Below are 20,758 nucleotides of genomic sequence, written 5' to 3'. Positions count from 1 at the left end.
TGTTGTTTGGGCGGGCGTATTCGCGAGCGGGCTCGCTCCCACAGTGGATGGGTGGTGGTTTTCAGAATGAGTCACACGTTGTCAGTCGGCGGGCGGGTGAGTAAGCTGCCGACATGAATCAGTCCTCAGTTTCCCCATCCTTCCCCGGCCCGCGTGGTCCCGTCGATCACGACATTCGTGATCAGATTGTCGCGGCGGCCAACGAGCATTTCAGCCAGTACGGCTACGCCAAGACCACGGTGTCCGATCTGGCCAAGGCCATCGGTTTCTCCAAGGCGTACATCTACAAATTCTTCGATTCCAAGCAGGCGATTGGCGAAGCCATCTGCGCGAATTGCCTAGGGCAGATCGTTGCGGCGGTCGAGGAGGCGATAAACGAGGAAGAACTAACGCCCACCGAGCGTTTCCGCCGGTTGGTGAAAACTGTAATCGCCACGGGTGTGAATCTGTTCTTCAATGATCGCAAACTCTATGACATTGCCGCATTCGCCGCTGGGGAGAACTGGCCGAGTGCGCAGCGTTACGATGCGCAGATCAAGCGTTTCATCACCGACATTGTCCGTGAAGGGCGCGAGGCCGGTGAGTTCGAGCGCAGGACGCCGCTGGACGAGACGGTCGAATCGATCCACCTGACGCTGCGACCCTTCGTCAATCCACTGATGCTGCAACACAACCTCGACTTCATCGAAGTGGCGCCGACGCTGACTTCGAACCTCATCTTGCGCAGCTTGATGCCTTGACCCTCTGCTGATCCGAGGAGTCAGATCAGCCGCCCCAACCCAATTCTGTTCCTGACGCAATGACATTTCCGCTGTCCTGATGGTGACTCTTGACTGGTATGGTCACTAGAGCAACATGGCCGCCGCAGTTTGGTTATTTCAGTGCTGCTTACTGGGTTCTCGGTTGATCAGCCTCCCGCGAACAACACCAATCGCGGGCCGCGTATTCAGCGTCGAGATCAACGACACCTCGGCTGGCAAGGGTTCGTACAGCGCGAAATACAAGAACAGCGCCAGCGGCCTCGGCACTTCCGTCAGTTACCGCTTCTGATTCAGCGCTGAACATCGGGCCGGCGACTTTGTGACTGTTGACGATATCAGTCACAAGACTGAGAATATGATGATCATCCTATTTTCAGTAAAGGAATTCCATGCGCCGGCTCCGACCTTTCCCCCTCGCGGTATGTTTGTTGCCCTTGGCCCTGACGGCGTGCGGGGATTCCTCCAGCGCAAAAGATCCACGCACCCTGGCGCCGATTGTCAGATCGGCGGCGGTGCAACCGGCAGAAAATGGATCTCGATCATTCACCGGCGTCGTCGCTGCGCGCACCCAGGGCGATCTGGGCTTTCGCGTTTCGGGCAAGGTGCTCGAGCGTCTGGTTGATACCGGTCAGACGGTGAAGCGCGGCCAGCCACTGATGCGCCTCGACCCGATCGACCTCGGCCTGCAGGCGCGAGCCCAGCAAGAAGCGGTGAGCGCCGCTCGCGCCCGAGCCATACAGACAGCCGGTGACGAAGCACGCAATCGCAAACTCGTCGCCGCCGGCGCTATTTCGGCATCGGCCTACGATCAGTTCAAAGCCGCCGCTGACACCGCCAGGGCGCAGCTCAATGCCGCTGTGGCGCAAGCGGACGTAGCGCGCAACGCCTCGGGTTACGCGGTTTTGCTGGCGGACGCTGATGGCGTGGTGGTGGAAACCCTCGCCGAGCCCGGGCAAGTCGTCAGCCCGGGACAACCGGTGGTGCGGCTGGCGCGGGCCGGTCAGCGGGAGGCCATCGTCCATCTGCCCGAGACCTTGCGCCCCGCGCCGGGCTCAACCGCTCAGGCAAAACTGTATGGCGATACGTCGGCTGCCGTGAGCGCAAAACTGCGTCTGCTTTCCGATTCGGCCGACAGCACAACTCGTACCTTCGAGGCGCGCTATGTGCTCGAAGGCAAACTGGCCAATGCGCCGATCGGTTCGACAGTCACCCTTGATATCGCCCAAGGTTCTGCACCAAAACAGGCGCTTAAGGTGCCCGTCGCGGCGATCTACAACCCGGGCAAAGGCCCCGGCGTGTGGGTCATCGCCGGCACACCGGCGACAGTGAGCTGGCGCCCGGTCGAGGTCCTGAGCTTGAGCGATGATTCGGCCCGTGTCGCTGGCCAGCTCAACGTCGGTGAGCCGATTGTCGCGCTGGGCGCGCATCTGCTGCGCGATGGCGAAGAAGTACGCTTGCTTGCCCGCGACGATGGCCAGATTGCCGGGAGTCGTCCATGAGCGAGGGCCGTTTCAACCTTTCTGCTATCGCCGTGCGCCAGCGCGCAATCACGGTGTTTCTGATTTTTCTGATCGCCGTTGCCGGCGTTCTGTCGTTCTTCAAATTGGGCCGGGCGGAAGACCCACCGTTCACGGTCAAGCAGTTAACGGTGATTACTGCGTGGCCAGGGGCGACCGCGCAGGAGATGCAGGATCAGGTTGCCGAACCCCTCGAAAAGCGTCTGCAGGAATTGAAGTGGTACGACCGCACGGAAACCTACACGCGTCCGGGACTGGCGTTCACCATGGTCTCGTTGCTCGACAGCACACCGCCGTCGCAAGTGCAGGAAGAGTTTTATCAGGCACGCAAGAAGCTCGACGATGAAGCGATCAGGCTGCCGGCGGGCGTCATCGGACCGATGATCAACGACGAGTTCTCCGACGTGACCTTCGCGCTGTTCGCCTTGAAAGCCAAGGGCGAGCCGCAGCGCTTGCTGGTGCGCGACGCGGAAACTTTACGCCAGCGCCTGTTGCATGTGCCGGGGGTGAAAAAGGTCAACATCATCGGCGAGCAGGCCGAGCGGATATTCGTTTCGTTTTCCCATGATCGGCTGGCGACGCTGGGTTTGTCGCCGCAGGACATCTTCGCCGCGCTGAACAATCAGAACGTATTAACGCCCGCCGGGTCGGTCGAAACCAAAGGGCCGGAGATATTTTTGCGCGTCGATGGCGCGTTCGACACGTTGCAGAAAATCCGTGATACGCCTGTTGTCGCCCAAGGCCGAACACTCAAGCTGTCTGACGTGGCCACGGTCGAGCGCGGCTACGAAGACCCGGCGACCTTCCTGGTGCGCAACAACGGCGAAGAAGCGTTATTGCTCGGCGTGATCATGCGCGAGGGCTGGAACGGTCTCGACCTGGGCAAGGCGCTGGATGCCGAGACAGTCAGGATCAACGAAGAAATGCCCTTGGGCATGACGCTGTCGAAAGTCACCGATCAGGCGGTGAATATCGACTCGGCCGTCGGCGAGTTCATGGTCAAGTTCTTTGTCGCGCTGCTGGTGGTCATGCTGGTGTGCTTTCTCAGCATGGGCTGGCGCGTCGGCGTGGTCGTCGCAGCGGCGGTGCCGTTGACCCTGGCGATCGTGTTTGTGGTGATGGCGGCGACCGGCAAGAACTTTGACCGGATCACCTTGGGTTCGCTGATTCTGGCGCTCGGGCTGCTGGTCGATGACGCGATCATCGCCATCGAAATGATGGTGGTGAAGATGGAGGAGGGCTACGACCGCATCAAGGCCTCCGCTTATGCCTGGAGTCACACGGCAGCGCCAATGCTGGCCGGTACGCTGGTGACGGCGATTGGCTTTCTGCCCAACGGATTCGCGCAATCAACGGCAGGCGAATACACCAGCAACATGTTCTGGATTGTCGGCATCGCGCTCATTGCTTCGTGGGTTGTCGCCGTGGCTTTTACGCCGTATCTGGGCGTGAAGTTGTTGCCGGACATCAAGAAAGTCGAAGGCGGGCACGCGGCAATCTACGACACGCCGCGCTATAACCGTTTCCGGCGCGTTCTGGCGTGGGTGATCACGCGCAAATGGCTGGTGGCCGGTGCGGTGGTCGTGCTGTTTGCCGTTGCGATTCCGGGCATGGGGCTGGTTAAGAAGCAGTTCTTTCCGACCTCTGACCGCCCTGAAGTGATGATCGAAGTGCAGATGCCCTACGGCACGTCCATCGAGCAGACCAGCGCTGCGGCGGCCAAAGTCGAAGCCTGGCTGCACAAACAGGATGAAGCAAAAATCGTCACCGCCTATATCGGCCAGGGTGCGCCACGGTTTTTCCTGGCAATGGCGCCGGAGTTGCCGGATCCGTCGTTCGCCAAAATCGTCGTGCTGACCGACAACCAGGACGCTCGCGAAACCCTCAAGTTGCGTTTGCGCGAAGCGGTCGCCGCAGGGCTTGCTCCAGAGGCGCGCGTTCGGGCGACGCAAATTGTCTTCGGTCCATATTCGCCATTCCCGGTGGCCTACCGGGTGATGGGGCCTGATCCGGCGAAATTGCGCGACATCGCCGAGCAGGTCAGGGCGGTAATGCAGAACAGCCCGATGATGAGAACCGTCAACACTGACTGGGGGCCGCTGACGCCGACCTTGCATTTCAACCTGGATCAGGACCGCTTGCAGGCGGTGGGGCTGACGTCCAGCGCGGTCGCCCAGCAGTTGCAATTTCTGCTCAGCGGCGTGCCGATCACGGCGGTGCGCGAGGACATCCGTTCCGTGCAGGTCGTTGGCCGTGCGGCGGGCAATATCCGCCTGGACCCGGCACAGATCGAAGGCTTCACCCTGGTCGGTGCGGCGGGGCAGCGCATCCCGCTGTCGCAGATCGGCCAGGTCGAAGTGCGCATGGAAGATCCGATCCTGCGCCGCCGCGATCGCACGCCGACCATCACCGTGCGCGGCGACATCGCCGAAGGTTTGCAGCCACCGGACGTTTCCGGTGCGATCATCCAGCAGTTGCAGCCGATCATCGAAAACCTGCCTTCCGGCTACCGGATTGAGCAGGCGGGCGCCATCGAAGAATCCGGCAAGGCCGGCAAAGCGATCCTGCCGTTGCTGCCGATCATGATCGCCATGACGCTGCTCATCATCATCGTCCAGGTACGCTCGATCTCAGCGATGATCATGGTCTTCCTTACCTCGCCGTTAGGCTTGATCGGCGTGGTGCCCACGCTGTTGATCTTCAACCAGCCATTCGGCATCAATGCGCTGGTCGGGTTGATTGCGCTATCGGGGATTCTGATGCGCAACACGCTGATTCTGATCGGGCAGATCCATCACAACGAGCAGGAAGGGCTGGCGCCGTTCCATGCCGTGGTCGAAGCGACAGTGCAACGTGCGCGGCCAGTGTTGTTGACCGCGCTGGCGGCGATTCTTGCGTTCATTCCGCTGACCCACTCGGTGTTCTGGGGCACGCTGGCGTACACGCTGATCGGCGGCACGTTTGTTGGCACCATCATCACGCTGGTGTTTCTGCCGGCGATGTATGCGATCTGGTTCAGGATTCGGCCTGAGAACAGGGGGCAGGTTCAACCCTCGCGTTCGGTATAAGGTCAGGTTTGAAAGAGGCCCGTCAATGATGGGCCTTTTGCTATCCGCGACTAACTCTCTCTCTTGGCTATTGGAGATTTTCAAGTGTGCGAGTTGACCCTCGTCATTAACCAGGTCCGCCGCTTATACAGGATGTGATTAATAAGCATCACAGTTGTTTGCGAATTTTGCGGATCAGATTTTCCCGTCATTGAAAGAATGCGTTTTGCTGTGGCTAACTTGCTGAAATATAAGTGCGAAAATTCATTTATATCTGTTTGAAATAATGCGCCTGATGTTTTGCGCGACTTTCTCTTAAGAAAAACAGTTTTCATTGGCAAACAAGCTGTTAGGCGGCCATTTATTTTTTAAATTGACGCGACGTAGATGGCGGGGCTAGTTTTTCCTCCAACTTGCTGCACTGCTTTCTACGTTATTGCGTATCGCATGATCGAATCTTGTTCGAATGCCATGGCGAATTTCATTTGCCTGGGTATTGGACTTTGTTCGCTCTAAACTTTTTAAAGGGAGAGTCAGTCGTCATGGATTGTTTAAAGGAAACACGTGTTGGCAATGTTCTATCGGGATGGAATCACTTGTCGGTAGTCGGGCCGATAAATGTGCAGAATACCGCCGGCGCGCGCGTTCAGCTGTCATCGGGCGAATGGCGCGATGATTATATTATGGGCTGGGGATCCTGCCTGTTGGGGCACGATAGTCCGGTCATCAAAAACTCCATTCTCAAGGCACTGGAGCGGGGCTTTCTTCAGCAGTATGAGACCGATGAACATCGTCTGTTGAGTGAGCGGTTCTGTGCGGTCGTCCCCTGCGCCGAAAAGTTGCGGCTGGTCAACTCCGGACTGGAAGCGACCATGTATGCGACGCGTATCGCCCGTGCCGTTACCGGTCGACGCATCATCATCAAGTTCGAAGGGCATTTTCATGGGCTTAATGACTCTTTGACCTGGAACGTGGACTCTTCACCGCGCTCTGGCGCGTTATTGGCGGGAAGAGAACTGGAACGTTTATCGGGCACTGTGGGAATTCCTGACGAATTCGGCAACTTGACGGTTTCGGTTTCATGGAATGATCTGGAAGCGCTGGAAAATGCTTTTGAAAAATACAAGGACGATGTGGCAGGGGTGATCCTGGAACCTGTTGCATTGAATATCGGATGCATCAGACCGGATGAAGGTTTTCTGCAAAATGTGCGTGCGCTGACCAGCCGTAAGGGTGCGCTGCTGATCTTCGACGAAGTGCTCACCGGTTTCCGCGCAAACATTGGTGGTGCGCAAAAGGACTTCGGTGTCGTACCCGACATCGCCGCCTTCGGCAAGGCGTTCGGCTGCGGCATGCCGATCGCGGGTATTGCCGGTAAAGCCGAATACATGGACGTAATCGCACCACGCGGTCCTGTTCAGGTCAGCGGGACCAATACGGGGCGATACCTGTCCGTGTCCGCCGCGCTTGCCGCCATCGAGCATTTGCAGGATGGAACGGTGCACCGGCACATCGCCGCGCTGGAATCGCGCTTGAAGGCCGGGCTTAGGGACGTTTTCGCTAAACACCACATACCCTGTCATATCGATGGGTACGGCGGTCGAATCGGCGTCCACATCGGAACCTCCGAACGTCCTCGAACCATGAGGGAGATAGAGCATTTCTACCCGATCGACTTTGCCCAGAAGTTGTTCGCCCTGCTATCCCGTGAGTACAACTTGTATGGCTTTTTGATGCCCCTCAGTTATTGCCCAGAGCCTGTCACCCTGAGTGCATCGCATACGGCTGAAATGTTGGCGGACGCCTGTGAGCGGCTGGATTCGGCACTCAAGAGGGTTCAGTACCATGCCAAATGAACCTGTTACGAAGATTCGCCTGCGGCGATTTGCAAAGGCTGACATGGAAGCTGTTCTGGGGTTGGTCGCCCAGATTGCCTCTGGCGAGGATCTTACCGAGTCTGCGGGTCAGCAATTTGCCAATGAACTTGCCAATCCTCAATTTGAGGGGGGGCGATTTGTCGCCACAGTAGACGGACGGGTGATCGGGACGATGGGCTGCGCCGCAGGTCCGATCCCCTCGAAGTATGTCCTGTGGGCAGACTGGTTGATTGTTGATAGCCAATACCGTCGATACGGGGTGGCTTCGTTGTTATATGACGAAATTGAAAAGTGTGCTCTGGCAAATGAAAAGACATGGTTATGTCTGGATATAGGAAATATTGACAAAGAACGTGCAGCCTACCGTTTTCATTTACGCAATGGTTTTCAAATCGTCGGGCAGTTTCCCGATTACTGGGGAGAACTTGAACACCTGAACATCATGGCTAAATCTCTTATCTCAAAGGAATGAATAATCATGGGCGTTTTAAGTGACATCACTGCATTGCAGGATGAGGCGGTTTATTGCCGCGAAAAAGGTTTGACTATCGGTCTTTGTCACGGCTGTTTCGACATTGTGCATCCTGGGCACCTTTATCATTTGCAACGTGCCAGAACAATGGTGGATCGATTGTTCGTGTCAGTTACCGCCGACCCATATGTCAATAAAGGAGCGGACCGGCCGGTATTCCCCGATCAAAAACGCGCAGAGTTTCTTGCCTCTATTCGCTATTGCGATCATGTCATCGTAAATCACACACCCACTGCTGAATTGATGATCAAGACGCTACGTCCCAACCTCTATTTCAAGGGTGCGGATTACAGTGACGGGTCAGACGTGAGACTTCAGGCGGAGCGCGCACTGGTTGAAAGCGCAGGGGGGCGAATGATCTTGACGGACGACAAGATATTCGACTCGACGTCCAGAATCGCCCGGCTCGTCATGTCCACGCACAGATGACAGGTAAGCAATCATGTCGAAACTTTTGCTGATTGACCTCGACGGAACAATGATCGACACGCCGCATTTTCAAGCGTGGAGCAACGTCGCTCACAGACTTGCCGGCAAACAACTGACTCAGCGCGAATACATTGACCACATTGCCGGACGTCCTCGCATGGAAGGCGCTTCACGATTGCTGGCGCTGATCACCGATGACATCGGTGCTGAAATGACCGGCTCGCTCAGCGCAGACGAACTGGCGCAGCATAAACAAAAGGAATTTCTACAGCTCTCCCAAGGCACTGAGCTGTTCGAGGATGCAAAGCGCTTGCTGGAACGCATTGCACAAGCCGCACAGCCAGTGATGTTTTATACGGCGTCTCTGAATGCGCCGCAGTTGTTCGAGGCGGCTATCGAGCGCTCCAGTCTGCGGCAAGAATCAAGGTTATCGATTACCCGACAGGCGCCCGGTCAGAGCCGCGAAGCGCTGATTCAACAACTGGTCGGAAGCCGCGATCCGCAGGATGTCGAGCTGATTGACGACAGTCCCTATGCAACGGATCTGGCCTGTGGCCTGGGGCTCCATGCCTGGCAGATCCGCCGGCATGATCTTGAGCCCAAGGCTGCTCATCCACAGGCATCAATACTGTCATCGCTTGATGAATACCCCCTGGCAAACCCATCCCAAGGAAGGACCATGAATAATCAATCCGCTGTTCTCGTTACAGGCGGTGCGGGCTACATTGGCTCGCGTCTGGTACCAAAACTGCTGGCTGCCGGTTACCGGGTCCGGGTACTGGATGCGCTTTATTTCGGCAACGGCCTGGAGGGCGTGATGAACCATCCGGCACTGGAATTCATAAAGGGCGATATTCGCGATCCGCTGCTCGTCGAGCAGTCGCTTCGGGGGATGCACACCGTTGTCCATCTTGCCGCAGTGGCCAATGATCCCAGTTTCAATTCGGCACCCGAACTCGGCCAGTCCATCAATATCGATTGTCTGCCGCATCTCATGAGCAGTGCAAAGCGCCTTGGTTGCCGGCGTTTTATCTATGCATCCTCAGCCAGTGTCTACGGCGTCAATACAGAACCATTTGTCGATGAGCGCCAACCCTGCGTGCCCATCACCGACTACAACCGCTTCAAGGCTGACGGCGAAAAAATACTGTTCGGGCTCACTGATGCATCCTTTGAAACCGTCGCGGTTCGAGCCGCTACCGTGTGCGGCTGGTCGCCTCGCCAGCGCCTGGATCTGACCGTCAATATCCTTACCGCCAGTGCGCTGGCGCGCGGTGGAATTACCGTGTTTGGCGGCAGTCAATACCGCCCCAATGTGCATATCGGCGATCTGACCCGGCTGTATACGATGCTCGTGGAGCGCGAATCGCTGGACGAAGTCTGCGGAACCGCAATCAACGTCGGCTACGAAAACCACACGGTGACCGAGATAGCCGATCAGGTAAAACAGGTTGTCGATCGTTACTTCCTCGTCAACGTGCCGATCACCACTACCCGCAGCGATGATGTTCGGTCTTACCGTCTGGATTCGCGACGGGTGCAGGAGACACTGGGTTTCGAGTTCATCTATTCAATCAGGGATGCCATCGTGGAAATCTGCGAGCAATGGCAATCCGGGAACTTCAACGACAGTGACGATGTGTTGTCCGACACCCGCTATCACAATGTGCGCAACATGCTGCACAAAGACTGGTCGTTCCAGCCGTCGGGGGACACGTCGTGCTGACCATCGCTTATGGAGAGGAGTGCGAGGATATCGTCGGTATCGAGCCGCGGACATCGTCCTTCGCAGCCTGCGTGGCAATGCTGGCCAATCCCTTGATCGGCGTGCGCCCGCATGTGCCCAGTGCCTCGCCGCGCACACGGCGCACGCAACTGCTCTGCGCGGGGGTCTATGCACCCGGGGTCGGCGTTTCGCGGGAGATCATTTCTTTGCCAGCGCCGGCAGTCCTGCGCCTCTACGATGTGGACACGGGCGAACCTCTCGAGCCATCAGGCGATGGACCGGCGGTGGTGTTGGCGATGGATCAGGCGACAGTCAGCAGCCGCGAGCTGTTCCAACTGAGGGGCGTCCGTTATGAGCTGACGATTGATCAGTTCATTGATGCCCCTGATGACAGCGCCGTGTCGACCCGCATCAGTCTGACTCGACTGGGCGAGCCGACCGGTGCGCACCGATTGCGACTGGATTACGGCGTGGATGGCAGTGCCGAGAATGAATACCTGGGCACCAGTGACTGGCTGACCGCCCGACATTACCGTTTTGGGCAAAGTGTCGTCGATCGAACGGCCTTCACTGTGGATGTCGATGCCGCAGAGTATCGGCTGCGCTACCACGTACGTGTCGAACAGTCCGGTTCAGCGGCGAGTTCCGTTGTTTGCTGGCGACACGGCCTACAGGGTTGTATTGCTTCCGTCACCATGGATTTCGACTCGGTGTTGCAGCATCGCATCGCCACGCATTGGCGGGTTGCAATCGATGGCGAGCACAGTATGCCCGACGCGCTTTCTGGCGACTTCGATGTGAGCCATATCCAGAGCAGCCATCTTGACCGATGGAGCAGGATCTGGGGCGAGCATGACGTCACTGTTCAAACCGCGCAGAGAGGTATCGATCTGGGCATCAAATACGCGACGTTTCAATTGCTGCAGCACGGCGTGGGAGTCGTGCCCCCCGAGCGGGGAACGCTCTCGCCGGCGCGCGGCCTGACCAGCACATATCACTCCGGAGCGACGTTCTTCGATACCGAACTGCACAAGTGCATGTTCTGGATCTGGAATGAACCCGGCGTCGCCAGGGCGTTGATTGACTATCGCTACCACTGTCTGGAACAAGCGCGGGAGTTTGCTCGGGCCAGTGGCTATGAGGGAGCGCGTTTTCCGGAAGCAGCCAATGATCGAGGGCGGGAAAATGGTCCCCATTATGTGCTGGCGTATCCCGAACAGGACATTCGACGAGAGTGGAGTGTCCATGAGGTGCTCCACATTTCGGCAGACGTTTGCTATGCCGTGAACAAATACTGGAAGGTCACCGGTGACGATGCGTTCATGATCTCTCGCGGCTTTGAAATGCTGCTCGAGTGCGCCCGTTTCGCCGCGTCCGTGTTCAAGTGGTCCGAGAGTCGTCAGGCGTATGTCGTTGAATCGGTCATGGGGCCGGACGAATACCACTATCATGTGGACAACAGCTTTTTTACCAATTACATGCTGCGCTGGTGTCTCCGGTCAGCGCTTTCCCTGTGCGACCGGCCGGGGTTTCCGGGATTGCCCGAGGGCCAGTCCAGGCGCTGGCAGTCGATAGCCGATAACGTCTTTCTGCCCTGGATCACTGTGGGTGGGGTGGTCATTCCTGAAGAGTTTGAGGGTTATGCCGCCTTACCTGACACGCAGCTGCGTTCCGACAAAAAGCGCGGACCGCAGTTTGCGGACGAGGCCGAACGGGAGAGCGCAGAGAACCTGCAGAATTTCGCGTCGCAGGTGGTCAAACAGGCCGACATCGTGTTGTTGATGTCGATGTTTCCAGAAGATTTTTCAACGGACGTGAAACGCGCAGCGTTCCAATATTATGAACCGCGTACGGTGCATGAATCGTCATTGAGCTACGGCCCGCACGCGGTTGTCGCCGCGCACTTGGGCAAGACGTCGATCAGTGCCGATTTCATTGCTCGGGCCAGCCGCTACAACCTGGATTTCACTCCGCTCGACGACTACAGCAATGGCCTGCATCTTTCCGCCTATGCCGGAGCCTGGCAGGGCTTGGTGGAAGGGCTGGCAGGACTTGATCTTGTTGCGGACCAACTGGCCTTCCGCCCGAGGTTGCCCGCCGATTGGAATGCCTACCACTTCACCCTTGAGTTTCGGGGCCGGCGTCTGCGCATTTCCGTAATCGGGGACGATGAGCTGGAAATCCGCGAGGGCGGCCGGCAGTTGCCAACAGAACATGGCCAGGATGGATATATATGCCTCAAGGAGGGGCACCGATGATTTCTATCAAAGAACGCTTATCCCCCTATAACGATGCGCTGCGAGTCTTGCCTTTTCGCAAGTTGCTGATCGGCCAGGGCCTGTCGATGGCCGGCGACGCCATCTGTCTGGCGGCGCTGCCGATAGCGCTGATACGGGACGGTTTTGGTGGTGATGTGTTTGGCTTCATCATGGCCGCAGTCGGAATCGGAACCGTCGTCGGTGCTCTGGCCGGCGGCGTGCTGGCGGATCGCAAGTCGCCTCGACAAGTGCTCATCTACACCGATACGGCCCGAGGCATGGCGCAGCTTGCGGCCGTCGCACTGCTTCTGACCGGTGCGCCTTGGGGCTGGCTGGTGCTGGCCTATCTGATCTTCGGCATCGGCATCGGCGTTTCTCGGCCCTGCGCTCAGGTGCTGCTGGTCAGCCTGTTACCGAAAAAGGCGCTGGTCGCGGGCAACGGCGCGATGAACTTCATCGATAACCTGGTCGCCATTCTGTTTCCGGCGACGTTGGGCGTGTTCATCATCTTGTGGGATCCGGTCTGGGGGATACTGATCGATGGCTTGACCTTCTTCGGCGCGGCGATTTACACCGCTCAGTTACCGAATGTCGGCCGTCATGAATCCGAAGAAGAGTTCTCCCTGCGCGAGGCGTTCAAGGGCATCACCGTGGTCATCCACAACGCCACCCTGCTGCTGGGGTTTGCGGCGACGCTGGTGGTGAACGTGCTGTGTTTCCCGATTTTTCTGGTCGTTGCACCCTACGCGATCAGTCTTCGTTTCAGCGAAGAAATGTGGGGATATTGCCTGGCAGCATCAGGGTTCGGCGCTTGTCTCGGATCGGTTGTCACCGTGCTGGCCTCGGGGCACGAACGCCTGGTGGGCCTTGCTGTGGTATGCGGGTGGTTCCTGGCCGGAGCGATGGCGTTACTCGGGCTGGGGACGGCGGCATGGATGGCGGTTCTGGGGGCGACGTTCGTCGGTATCGTCGAAGCGTCCTGGCTCACCGGCTGGGCAACCGCCATGCAGACACTGTCGCCCGAAAAGGATCTGGGCAAAGTCGTGGCGGTGGATACCTTTGTCACCAGTGGTGTGCACCCGTTCATTTATCTGGGCAGCGGCGTAGTCGGCGGGATGATCGGCTACTCGCAGACGCTTGCGTTGACTGCCGTCATCAGCGCGGTTGGCACTCTGCTGATCGTCCTGACGTCCATCATGTTCATGCCAGGGAGTGCGCGTAATGATCAAGTGCAATAACGTACAGGAACAGGCCCAGGATCTCTGTGGCGAGATCTTTGAACGCTGGCGGGAGCTGTTGCAATCGGGCGAGTTCATTCTCGGCGATCAGGTTCTGGCGTTCGAGTCATGGATGTCGGATCGTTGTGGCGGCGCGCACGCCGTTGCCCTCAATTCAGGCACGGATGCGCTGTTTCTGGCATTGCGCGCGCTCGATATCGGCCCCGGTGACGAGGTGATCACCTGCGCCAATACCTTTGTTGCCACTGTCGGAGCCATTGTTGCTGTTGGCGCCCGGCCGATCCTGGCAGATGTGGGTGACGATGAACTCCTGAGCGTCGAGACGATTGCGCCACTTGTGAATGATCGGACCAAAGCCGTGATTCCTGTCTATCTGCGCGGACGCCCTCTGGATATCGACCCCATCATCGACCTGTGCCGCTCGCGCGGGGTTGCCGTGATCGAGGATTGCGCTCAGGCGATCGGCACTACGATCGATGGCCGGCAAGTCGGCACTTGCGCTGATGCGTCAGCGTTTTCCATGCATCCCTTGAAGACGCTCGGTGGTCTGGGTGACGGTGGGATGCTGGTGACTCGCGATCCGAGAATTGCCGAGTACGCGCGGATTGCACGCAATCACGGCCTGGAAAACCGTAACGAATCGATCCGGTTCGGCATCAACTCCAGACTCGACTCGTTGCAGGCAGCAGCACTCAACATCAAAGCGAAGTATCTGGATCAGTGGCTGAAGCGACGCGTGGAAATTGCCGCGTTCTATGATGACGTCCTCTCTACAACCCTCACGGGCGCTGACCTGGGGGGCGGCAAACCGGGAAATGCCTACTATCACTATGTCGTGCAATCCACGCACCGTGACGAGCTGCAGGCTTATCTGGCAGAGAACGATGTGCAAGCGGCCATTCATTATCCGGTGCCCATTCATTGGCAGAAGGCATGGTTGAGTAGTCAGCCACGCATCGCGTTACCCACAACCGAACGCCTGTCCCGGCAAATGATCACACTTCCTTGTCACCATCATTTGTCGGATGGCGACGTGGAAAAGGTCGTCACGCTGATCAAGCAATTTGAACGCGCGGTGAGACGGTGAGCGTCGATATCGAATGTGTTGTGATTGGCGCCGGAGTGCTCGGGCTGGCTGTCGCCCGGGCCCTGGCCTTGAGCGGCCGTGAAGTGGTTGTGGTGGAGGCGGGTGAACGCATTGGAACGGGCATCAGCTCGCGCAATTCAGAAGTCATTCACGCTGGCATCTACTACCCCACTGGCAGCTTGAAGGCGCAAGTGTGCGTCGACGGCAGGCATCGTCTGTATGCCTTTTGTGAAGCGCACGCAGTAGCGTGCCAACCTCTGGGCAAGCTTGTCGTCGCAACCGATGACGCGCAGTGCGGGACATTGCAGCGCTTATGGCAGCAGGGACGGCGCAACGGCGTCAACGACCTGCAACTGCTCAGCGCCCGGCAGGCGCTGGAACTGGAGCCTGTGTTGTCATGTATCGCGGCACTCTGGTCGCCCTCTACCGCAATTGTCGACTCCCATGCCTTGATGCTTGCCCTGCAGGCAGACGCCGAGGCGGCGGGCACCTCGTTTGCCTTTAACACGCCGTTCGAATCGGCCTGTCGTCGCCCGCAGGGTTTTGAGTTGCAGATCGGCGGCGCGCAACCCATGAACGTCAGCTGTGGCGAGCTGATCAACTGTTCAGGCTTGTCTGCGCCCCGGCTTGCGGGCCACATCGTTGGTCTGTCTTCGCGACATGTGCCGTTGGCCAGGTTGTGCAAAGGCAGCTACTTCAGCTTCAGCGGTCGGATACCTTTTCGCCATCTGATCTATCCCGCGCCCGAAGCTGCGGGTCTCGGCGTGCACATGACGCTTGACCTGGGGGGGCAGGCGCGTTTCGGACCGGATGTCGAGTGGATCGATCAGGTTGATTACCGCGTGGATCCTCAGCGGGCCGAGGGTTTCTATCAAGCGATTCGCCGCTATTGGCCCGGCCTGCCCGATGGCAGCCTGGAACCGGCCTATAGCGGCATCCGCCCGAAAATCAACGCCGTACACGAACCGGCGGCGGACTTTGTCATCAGTGGCCCATCGGCGCATGGAGTGCCGGGGCTGGTTAATCTGTTCGGCATCGAATCTCCAGGGTTGACGAGCTGTCTCGCCATCGCGGAGCGTGTCGTACAGGCGCTCGGGCAAAATTGACCAGCCTTTGTCCAGAGCCGTCACACGTCCAACTCGATCAGCTCGCCATCGTCCTTTTCCAACCGCTGCAAAAACACCTGTGCATCCAGCAACTGATACGGAAAATACAGCCCCGGTCGTACAGGCGCTTGCCCGTCCAGCCCAATCAGCCGTTCCAGCAGCATAGCGACACTCAGCCCGGTCAACGCCGCTGCGCCTGATCGGTGAACCACGGCGTGCCGGGTGCGCAATGGCTGTCCATCGTGATCAGTGCCTTCAAGTTCGATGAGTATTTCCGTCGACATCGGCTGGCCCTGACGCCGGGTCGAGCTGACGCCGCTGGCGAGGTTGAACTCGACGTTCGGGGCGTCGGTGGCGGCGGCCAGGCCGGTGACGTCGATCGAGGAAAAGCCGGCGCCCTGCATGATTGTGCCGTCGACGGCGCGGAAGCTGACCTTGGCGTCGTCGCCTTCGCGCCAGATGAATTTGCCGTCGCGGCGGGTCAGTGCGGCGGGCAGCATTTTGTTCAGGTGCTCGAAATCGACGGCTACGGTCGGGCCGCCGCCGTCCTGTTCGTCGACCAGTGCGTGGATGCGTATGTCGTGCACGCGGGCGAAGGCTTTGGCGATGTGCAGCGTCGCTACCGTGGTCGCGCCGACCATCCATTCGTAGCCGAGGACAATGGGAGACGCGTCGGGCGAGTGGATGAAACTGGCGATTTGCGGGGCGATTTCGAACACGCCGGAAGAGATGCTCAAGTGCGGCAACTTGCGCCTTTGCGCAAACCTCAGTCCAGCGAGGGCGTGGTCCATGTAGAACAGGACGATGGCGCTGACCGGGCGATCACCCAGCCCCAGATCTTCTGCGCGAGCATCGATGACCACACCCTGGGCATTGCCAATTTGCTCGGCGGTTTGCTCAGCCTTGGCGAGGTCGCGCCCGCCGATCAGCAAGGGGACGTCGGGATGCGCCGCGCGCAATGCGCGGGCCGTCTGATGGCCGATGGCGCCGGAGCCGCCCATGAACAGAATGGGATGAAGTGGCATGAATCCTCCTCATTTTTCCTGGATTGAAACGTGCTTGGGCTAGACACCCTAGCACGCACTTTCCAGTTCGCCGGTGCGCTTGGTCTGCGCACCGACGAACGACCACTTGAGGAATCAGCCCAGATGATGGCGCTCTGCAAGGCGATAAACATCGGTGTCGAGGCCTTCGAAACGGGCTTTCAACTGCAACGCCAGATACAGTGAATAGTGCCGTGACTGATGCAGGTTGCCGCCGTGGAACCAGAGGTTTTGCTGCTGGGTCGGCTTCCACATGTTGCGCAGTTCACCTTCATACGGGCCGGGGTCGTTGGTGGTGCCGGAACCCAGGCCCCAGCAGCGCCCGACCTTGTCGGCGACTTGCTGGGAAATCAGCTTCGCGGCCCAGCCGTTCATCGAGCCATAACCTGTCGCATAAACGATGAGATCGGCCGGCAAGCGGCTGCCATCGGTGAGCACCACCGCATCCGCTTCGATGCGTTCGACACCGAGGCCCGGCGCGCTCTTGAGCTTGATCGTGCCGTTGGCGATCAGTTCCGAGGCGCCGACGTCGATGTAGTAACCCGAGCCACGGCGTACGTATTTCATGAACAAACCCGATTCATCGTCGCCGAAATCGAGCATGAAACCCGCCCGGCTCAGGCGTTCATAGAAGTCCTTGTCGCGCTCCTTGATCGCGTCAAAGATCGGTCGATGAAACTGTGGCATGACCTTGTACGGAATCGAGGCGAACAGCAGGTCGGCCTTATCCGTGGTCAGCCCCGACTCGAGCGCCTCTTCGGAATAAAGCCCGCCGAAAACCAGTTCCATCAGGCTGTCCGAACGCACGATGTGCGTGCTCGAACGTTGCACCATGGTCACCTCGGTGCCGTTTTCCACCAGATCGGCGCAGATGTCGTGGGCTGAATTGTTCGCGCCGATGACCACTGCGCGCTTGCCTTTCCACGCATCGCCGCCGGGGTGACGGCTGGAGTGATGTTGCTGGCCCTGGAAGTTTTCGGCGCCTGGATACACCGGCACATTCGGTACGCCAGACATGCCGGTGGCGAGGATCAGTTGCGTCGGTTGCAGGGTGACGGGCTCGCCGTTGCGCAGGACCTCCACGGTCCAGCGGCCAGTCTCTTCGTCAAACGTAGCGCCGAGGCATTCAGTGCGCGGCCAGTAGTTGAGTTCCATGACCTTGGTGTACATCTCCAGCCAGTCGCCGATCTGGTCTTTCGGGGTGAACACCGGCCAGTGGTCGGGGAAGGGCAGGTAGGGCATGTGGTCGTACCAGACCGGGTCGTGCAGGCACAGTGACTTGTAGCGGCCGCGCCATTGATCGCCGGGGCGTTCGGCTTTGTCGATGATCAGCGTCGGTACGCCCATGCGTTTGAGCCTTGCGCCGAGGCCGAGCCCGCCCTGACCGCCGCCGACGATCAGGCAGTACGGTTGCGTGGTAATGCCCAGCGCCGCTTCTTCATCGCGGCGGCGCTCCAGCCAGTTGCGCTTGTCAGCGTGGGCATGGCCGTGGCTCGCGCCCATCGGCCGGCGGCGACCGCTGGGTTCTTCGAAGCCTTTGAGTTCGCGCATGGTGGTCAGCAGCGTCCAGCACAAACCGTCTTTCAGGCGCACATAGCCTTTGCCGCGCGCCGAGTCGGTTTCCAGACTCATCCAGCCTTCAAGCACGCCATCGGTGAGCGTGGCTTCACCTTCGAGTTGCCAGCGTTCGGGCCGGGTCTGCTCAAGGCGTGTTTCGAGCATGTCGCGAATCGCCGGTTTGCCTTCCAGGGTGACGAGGTTCCAGCTGAACAGCAGCAAGTCACGCCAGTGGCATTCTTCGGCAAACAGCTCCAGCGTGCCGTCCACATCTCGTTGCGCCAGACGTCCGCCGAGGCGTTCGACCCAAGCGGCGAGTTGCGCTGTTGGCGATTGCAAAGGGGTTTCAATAGCGATGTTCATGGGGCCACTCCCGATCTTGTTGTTTTGGTAAGCCATGGCATCAGAGCAAGGCTTGGGCCATCTCCTTGAAAGACGCGGGCCAGAGCGTTTGATGCAAAGGCCGACAAGGCTTGGCACATGCGACATGTCACATATTCGAGAATCGCGGATGACACTGTGTCACTCGGCGCGAAATTCCCCCGCAACGAGCTTTTCATCTAAGCTGCGGACACACCCGTGTCTTCACCGAAGCGGAGAACAACAACAATGAAACCGGCCTCGATCAACGCCCACGCGCGCCAGGTACTGCAAGCCGTGCAGGGCTCTGTTGCCAGCCACAGCGCGGCGGCAGACCTGGCGATCACCCGTTCGTGGCGGCGCTGCCTGGATCAATACCAGCTCGATCCGGCCAGCCGCCGCGCGCCGGACGTGCTCGAACAGGCGCGTTTGCGCGAACACCGTGCGCCGCTGGAACACATCATTTCCGTGGCGCACTGGCAGATGAACAGCCTGCACCAGCAACTGGGACGTGACGGCCATGTCGTGCTGCTCACCGATGCACGCGGCGTGGCAATCGACAGCGTGTTCAACGAAGCCGAACGCGGCGAGTTCCAGCGCTCCGGGCTGTGGCTCGGCTCGGTCTGGAGCGAGGAGCACGAGGGCACCAACGGCGTCGGCACCTGCCTGGTCGAGCGCCAGCACGTGACCATTCGCCGCGACGAGCATTTCCGTGGCCAGCACGTCGGCCTGACCTGTTCGGCCAGCCCGATATTCGACGCCAGCGGTGGGTTGCTCGCGGTGCTCAACCTGTCCTCCGTGCGCGAGGAAAGCAGCCTTGAGCAACGCTTCAAGGCCATGGCCCTGACCAATCTGTCGGCCAGGTTGATCGAGAGCTGTTTTTTCCTCGGCCACGATCCGCAGCGCTATTTGCTGCGGTTTCATCCCGACGCCGGGTTTGTCGGGCTGCTGGGTGAAGGCCTGCTCAGCTTCGACGAGAGTGCGCGGATCTGTTCGGTGAATGCGGCGGCGCTGGATCTGTTGGGCCTGAGCCGCGAGCAGATGGTCGGGCAGTCGTTGACCATGTTGCTGGAAACGCCGATGGAGCAGTTGCTCGAACAGGCCAGTGCTCAGGCGCACGTCTGCTGGCCGATGCGCCTGGCCGACGGGCGCTTGTTCTACGGCCAGTTGCGCGAACCGATCCGCTCCGCGCCGTTGACCCTCGCGCCTGTCCCGCCAATCAAGGATGAGCGCGTGTGCCTGGAAGACCCGCGCCTGCAACGCGGATTCGCTCGCGCGTTGCGTGTACTGGAGCGTGACGTGCCGGTGTTTCTGCAGGGTGAAACCGGCACCGGCAAGGAGGCCTTTGCGGCAGCGCTGCATCGCGCCAGCTCCCGCGCCGGCCAGCCGTTTGTCGCGATCAACTGCGCGGCGATCCCCGAGACGCTGATTGAAAGCGAGCTGTTCGGCTATCGCGGCGGCAGCTTCACCGGCGCGCGCAAGGACGGCATGGTCGGCAAGCTTGAGCAGGCCCATGGCGGTATTCTGTTTCTCGACGAAATCGGCGACATGCCCCTCGCGCTACAGACCCGTCTGCTACGCGTGCTCGAAGAGCGCCAGGTTGTGCCGCTGGGCAGCGCAACGCCGCGACCGCTTGATGTACGCCTGATCAGCGCCAGTCACCAGAATCTGCCAGCCTGCGTGGCCGACGGACGCCTGCGCGAGGACCTGTTCTATCGCATTGGCGGTTTCGCCGTGGAACTGCCGCCGCTGCGCGAGCGTTCCGACAAGGGCCGTCTGCTCGACCTGCTGCTGCGCGAAGAAGCGGCGGGCGCCACTGTGCGGCTGCAAGCGGGAGTTCGAGAGCGCTTGCTGGCGCAGCCCTGGCCGGGCAACGTCCGGCAACTGCGCACCTGTTTGCGGACGTTGGTGGCGTTGGCAGTGGAAGGCCGGGTCACGCTGGAGGACGTGCACGAGTTACTGCCCGCAAGTGACGACCAACCTGTTGACGATCCACTGGGCCTATCCGAGCGGCAAACTCTGCTCAGCTTGATTGAAGCTGAACACTGGCATGTCGCGCGAGTTGCCCGTCGTCTGGGGATTAGCCGCAATACGCTGTACCGCAAGCTTCGTCAACATGGGATCAATCGACCTGGTTGAAGACAATCACGATCATTTGCGGTCATTCGCTGTGGATTGCGCGCATTGCCGGGAAACTGCTTGGATCCAATCATTGACTCA

At 59.4% G+C, this 20,758-nt stretch carries 14 protein-coding genes and 1 pseudogene; 13 read left to right on the top strand and 2 right to left on the bottom strand.

Annotated elements, in window-relative coordinates; translation table 11 throughout:
* Positions 1 to 113 precede the first annotated feature (113 nt).
* The 12 genes and pseudogenes from QMX86_RS08215 to QMX86_RS08160 all read left to right on the top strand — a co-directional run bounded on the left by QMX86_RS08215 (position 114) and on the right by QMX86_RS08160 (position 15,578).
* On the top strand, positions 114 to 740 hold the full coding sequence (locus tag QMX86_RS08215; protein WP_282382156.1) for a TetR/AcrR family transcriptional regulator: 627 nt from the start codon (positions 114 to 116) through the stop codon (positions 738 to 740).
* Positions 741 to 884: 144 nt separating this feature from the next.
* Positions 885 to 1,050 (top strand): annotated as a pseudogene (locus tag QMX86_RS08210) (transporter); the annotation flags it as partial.
* Positions 1,051 to 1,150: 100 nt separating this feature from the next.
* Positions 1,151 to 2,260 (top strand): efflux RND transporter periplasmic adaptor subunit, encoded by a 1,110-nt coding sequence (locus QMX86_RS08205; protein WP_282382153.1) that lies wholly within the window; start codon positions 1,151 to 1,153, stop codon positions 2,258 to 2,260.
* Positions 2,257 to 5,346, top strand: coding sequence for an efflux RND transporter permease subunit (locus QMX86_RS08200; RefSeq protein ID WP_282382151.1), 3,090 nt, complete (start codon positions 2,257 to 2,259; stop codon positions 5,344 to 5,346). Before QMX86_RS08205 ends, QMX86_RS08200 begins: the two co-directional genes overlap by 4 nt.
* A gap of 521 nt (positions 5,347 to 5,867) precedes the next feature.
* Positions 5,868 to 7,181, top strand: coding sequence for an aminotransferase class III-fold pyridoxal phosphate-dependent enzyme (locus QMX86_RS08195; RefSeq protein ID WP_122750727.1), 1,314 nt, complete (start codon positions 5,868 to 5,870; stop codon positions 7,179 to 7,181).
* A complete protein-coding gene (locus tag QMX86_RS08190; protein ID WP_282382146.1) occupies positions 7,171 to 7,674 on the top strand; it encodes a GNAT family N-acetyltransferase in 504 nt (167 codons plus the stop codon). Before QMX86_RS08195 ends, QMX86_RS08190 begins: the two co-directional genes overlap by 11 nt.
* Before the next feature lie 6 nt (positions 7,675 to 7,680).
* Positions 7,681 to 8,163 carry an adenylyltransferase/cytidyltransferase family protein gene (locus tag QMX86_RS08185; RefSeq protein ID WP_039758830.1) on the top strand — a complete coding sequence of 161 codons (483 nt, stop codon included), beginning with the start codon at positions 7,681 to 7,683 and terminating at the stop codon, positions 8,161 to 8,163.
* Between the two features lie 13 nt (positions 8,164 to 8,176).
* Positions 8,177 to 9,889 (top strand): NAD-dependent epimerase/dehydratase family protein, encoded by a 1,713-nt coding sequence (locus QMX86_RS08180; RefSeq protein WP_282382142.1) that lies wholly within the window; start codon positions 8,177 to 8,179, stop codon positions 9,887 to 9,889.
* On the top strand, positions 9,883 to 12,147 hold the full coding sequence (locus tag QMX86_RS08175) for a glycosyl hydrolase family 65 protein (protein ID WP_282382139.1): 2,265 nt from the start codon (positions 9,883 to 9,885) through the stop codon (positions 12,145 to 12,147). Before QMX86_RS08180 ends, QMX86_RS08175 begins: the two co-directional genes overlap by 7 nt.
* Positions 12,144 to 13,385, top strand: coding sequence for an MFS transporter (locus QMX86_RS08170; protein ID WP_282382136.1), 1,242 nt, complete (start codon positions 12,144 to 12,146; stop codon positions 13,383 to 13,385). The genes QMX86_RS08175 and QMX86_RS08170 overlap by 4 nt, the downstream gene beginning before the upstream one ends.
* Positions 13,369 to 14,472 carry a DegT/DnrJ/EryC1/StrS family aminotransferase gene (locus QMX86_RS08165; protein ID WP_282382133.1) on the top strand — a complete coding sequence of 368 codons (1,104 nt, stop codon included), beginning with the start codon at positions 13,369 to 13,371 and terminating at the stop codon, positions 14,470 to 14,472. Before QMX86_RS08170 ends, QMX86_RS08165 begins: the two co-directional genes overlap by 17 nt.
* Positions 14,469 to 15,578 (top strand): NAD(P)/FAD-dependent oxidoreductase, encoded by a 1,110-nt coding sequence (locus QMX86_RS08160; RefSeq protein ID WP_282382130.1) that lies wholly within the window; start codon positions 14,469 to 14,471, stop codon positions 15,576 to 15,578. The genes QMX86_RS08165 and QMX86_RS08160 overlap by 4 nt, the downstream gene beginning before the upstream one ends.
* A gap of 20 nt (positions 15,579 to 15,598) precedes the next feature.
* Here the strand turns inward: QMX86_RS08160 and QMX86_RS08155 are convergent, their stop codons facing one another.
* Together QMX86_RS08155 and QMX86_RS08150 are read right to left on the bottom strand one after the other, a co-directional pair.
* A complete protein-coding gene (locus tag QMX86_RS08155) occupies positions 15,599 to 16,603 on the bottom strand; it encodes an NAD(P)-dependent oxidoreductase (protein ID WP_282382127.1) in 1,005 nt (334 codons plus the stop codon).
* A 114-nt stretch (positions 16,604 to 16,717) separates the two neighbouring features.
* Positions 16,718 to 18,541, bottom strand: a complete 1,824-nt coding sequence (locus tag QMX86_RS08150) for an NAD(P)/FAD-dependent oxidoreductase (protein WP_076567654.1) — start codon at positions 18,539 to 18,541, stop codon at positions 16,718 to 16,720.
* A gap of 246 nt (positions 18,542 to 18,787) precedes the next feature.
* Between QMX86_RS08150 and QMX86_RS08145 the strand changes: the two genes are divergently transcribed.
* Positions 18,788 to 20,677: a sigma-54-dependent Fis family transcriptional regulator gene (locus QMX86_RS08145; RefSeq protein WP_282382122.1), complete on the top strand. Its 1,890-nt coding sequence runs from the start codon at positions 18,788 to 18,790 to the stop codon at positions 20,675 to 20,677.
* The last annotated feature ends 81 nt before the right edge of the window (positions 20,678 to 20,758 follow it).

The organism is Pseudomonas sp. PS01270, assembly GCF_029959775.1.
Classification (GTDB): Bacteria; Pseudomonadota; Gammaproteobacteria; order Pseudomonadales; family Pseudomonadaceae; genus Aquipseudomonas; species Aquipseudomonas atacamensis.
The sequence above is the reverse complement of the archived record's forward strand: the minus strand, read 5'-3'. Positions and strand labels throughout refer to the sequence as shown.

Excerpts from the sequence above, each read along its gene's own strand:
- QMX86_RS08195 (WP_122750727.1), top strand. The coding sequence starts at position 5,868 with ATGGATTGTTTAAAGGAAACACGTGTTGGCAATGTTCTATCGGGATGG.
- QMX86_RS08180 (WP_282382142.1), top strand. The coding sequence starts at position 8,177 with ATGTCGAAACTTTTGCTGATTGACCTCGACGGAACAATGATCGACACG.
- QMX86_RS08185 (WP_039758830.1), top strand. The coding sequence starts at position 7,681 with ATGGGCGTTTTAAGTGACATCACTGCATTGCAGGATGAGGCGGTTTAT.
- QMX86_RS08165 (WP_282382133.1), top strand. The coding sequence starts at position 13,369 with ATGATCAAGTGCAATAACGTACAGGAACAGGCCCAGGATCTCTGTGGC.
- QMX86_RS08150 (WP_076567654.1), bottom strand. The coding sequence starts at position 18,541 with ATGAACATCGCTATTGAAACCCCTTTGCAATCGCCAACAGCGCAACTC.
- QMX86_RS08200 (WP_282382151.1), top strand. The coding sequence starts at position 2,257 with ATGAGCGAGGGCCGTTTCAACCTTTCTGCTATCGCCGTGCGCCAGCGC.
- QMX86_RS08170 (WP_282382136.1), top strand. The coding sequence starts at position 12,144 with ATGATTTCTATCAAAGAACGCTTATCCCCCTATAACGATGCGCTGCGA.
- QMX86_RS08215 (WP_282382156.1), top strand. The coding sequence starts at position 114 with ATGAATCAGTCCTCAGTTTCCCCATCCTTCCCCGGCCCGCGTGGTCCC.
- QMX86_RS08205 (WP_282382153.1), top strand. The coding sequence starts at position 1,151 with ATGCGCCGGCTCCGACCTTTCCCCCTCGCGGTATGTTTGTTGCCCTTG.
- QMX86_RS08190 (WP_282382146.1), top strand. The coding sequence starts at position 7,171 with ATGCCAAATGAACCTGTTACGAAGATTCGCCTGCGGCGATTTGCAAAG.
- QMX86_RS08155 (WP_282382127.1), bottom strand. The coding sequence starts at position 16,603 with ATGCCACTTCATCCCATTCTGTTCATGGGCGGCTCCGGCGCCATCGGC.
- QMX86_RS08145 (WP_282382122.1), top strand. The coding sequence starts at position 18,788 with ATGAAACCGGCCTCGATCAACGCCCACGCGCGCCAGGTACTGCAAGCC.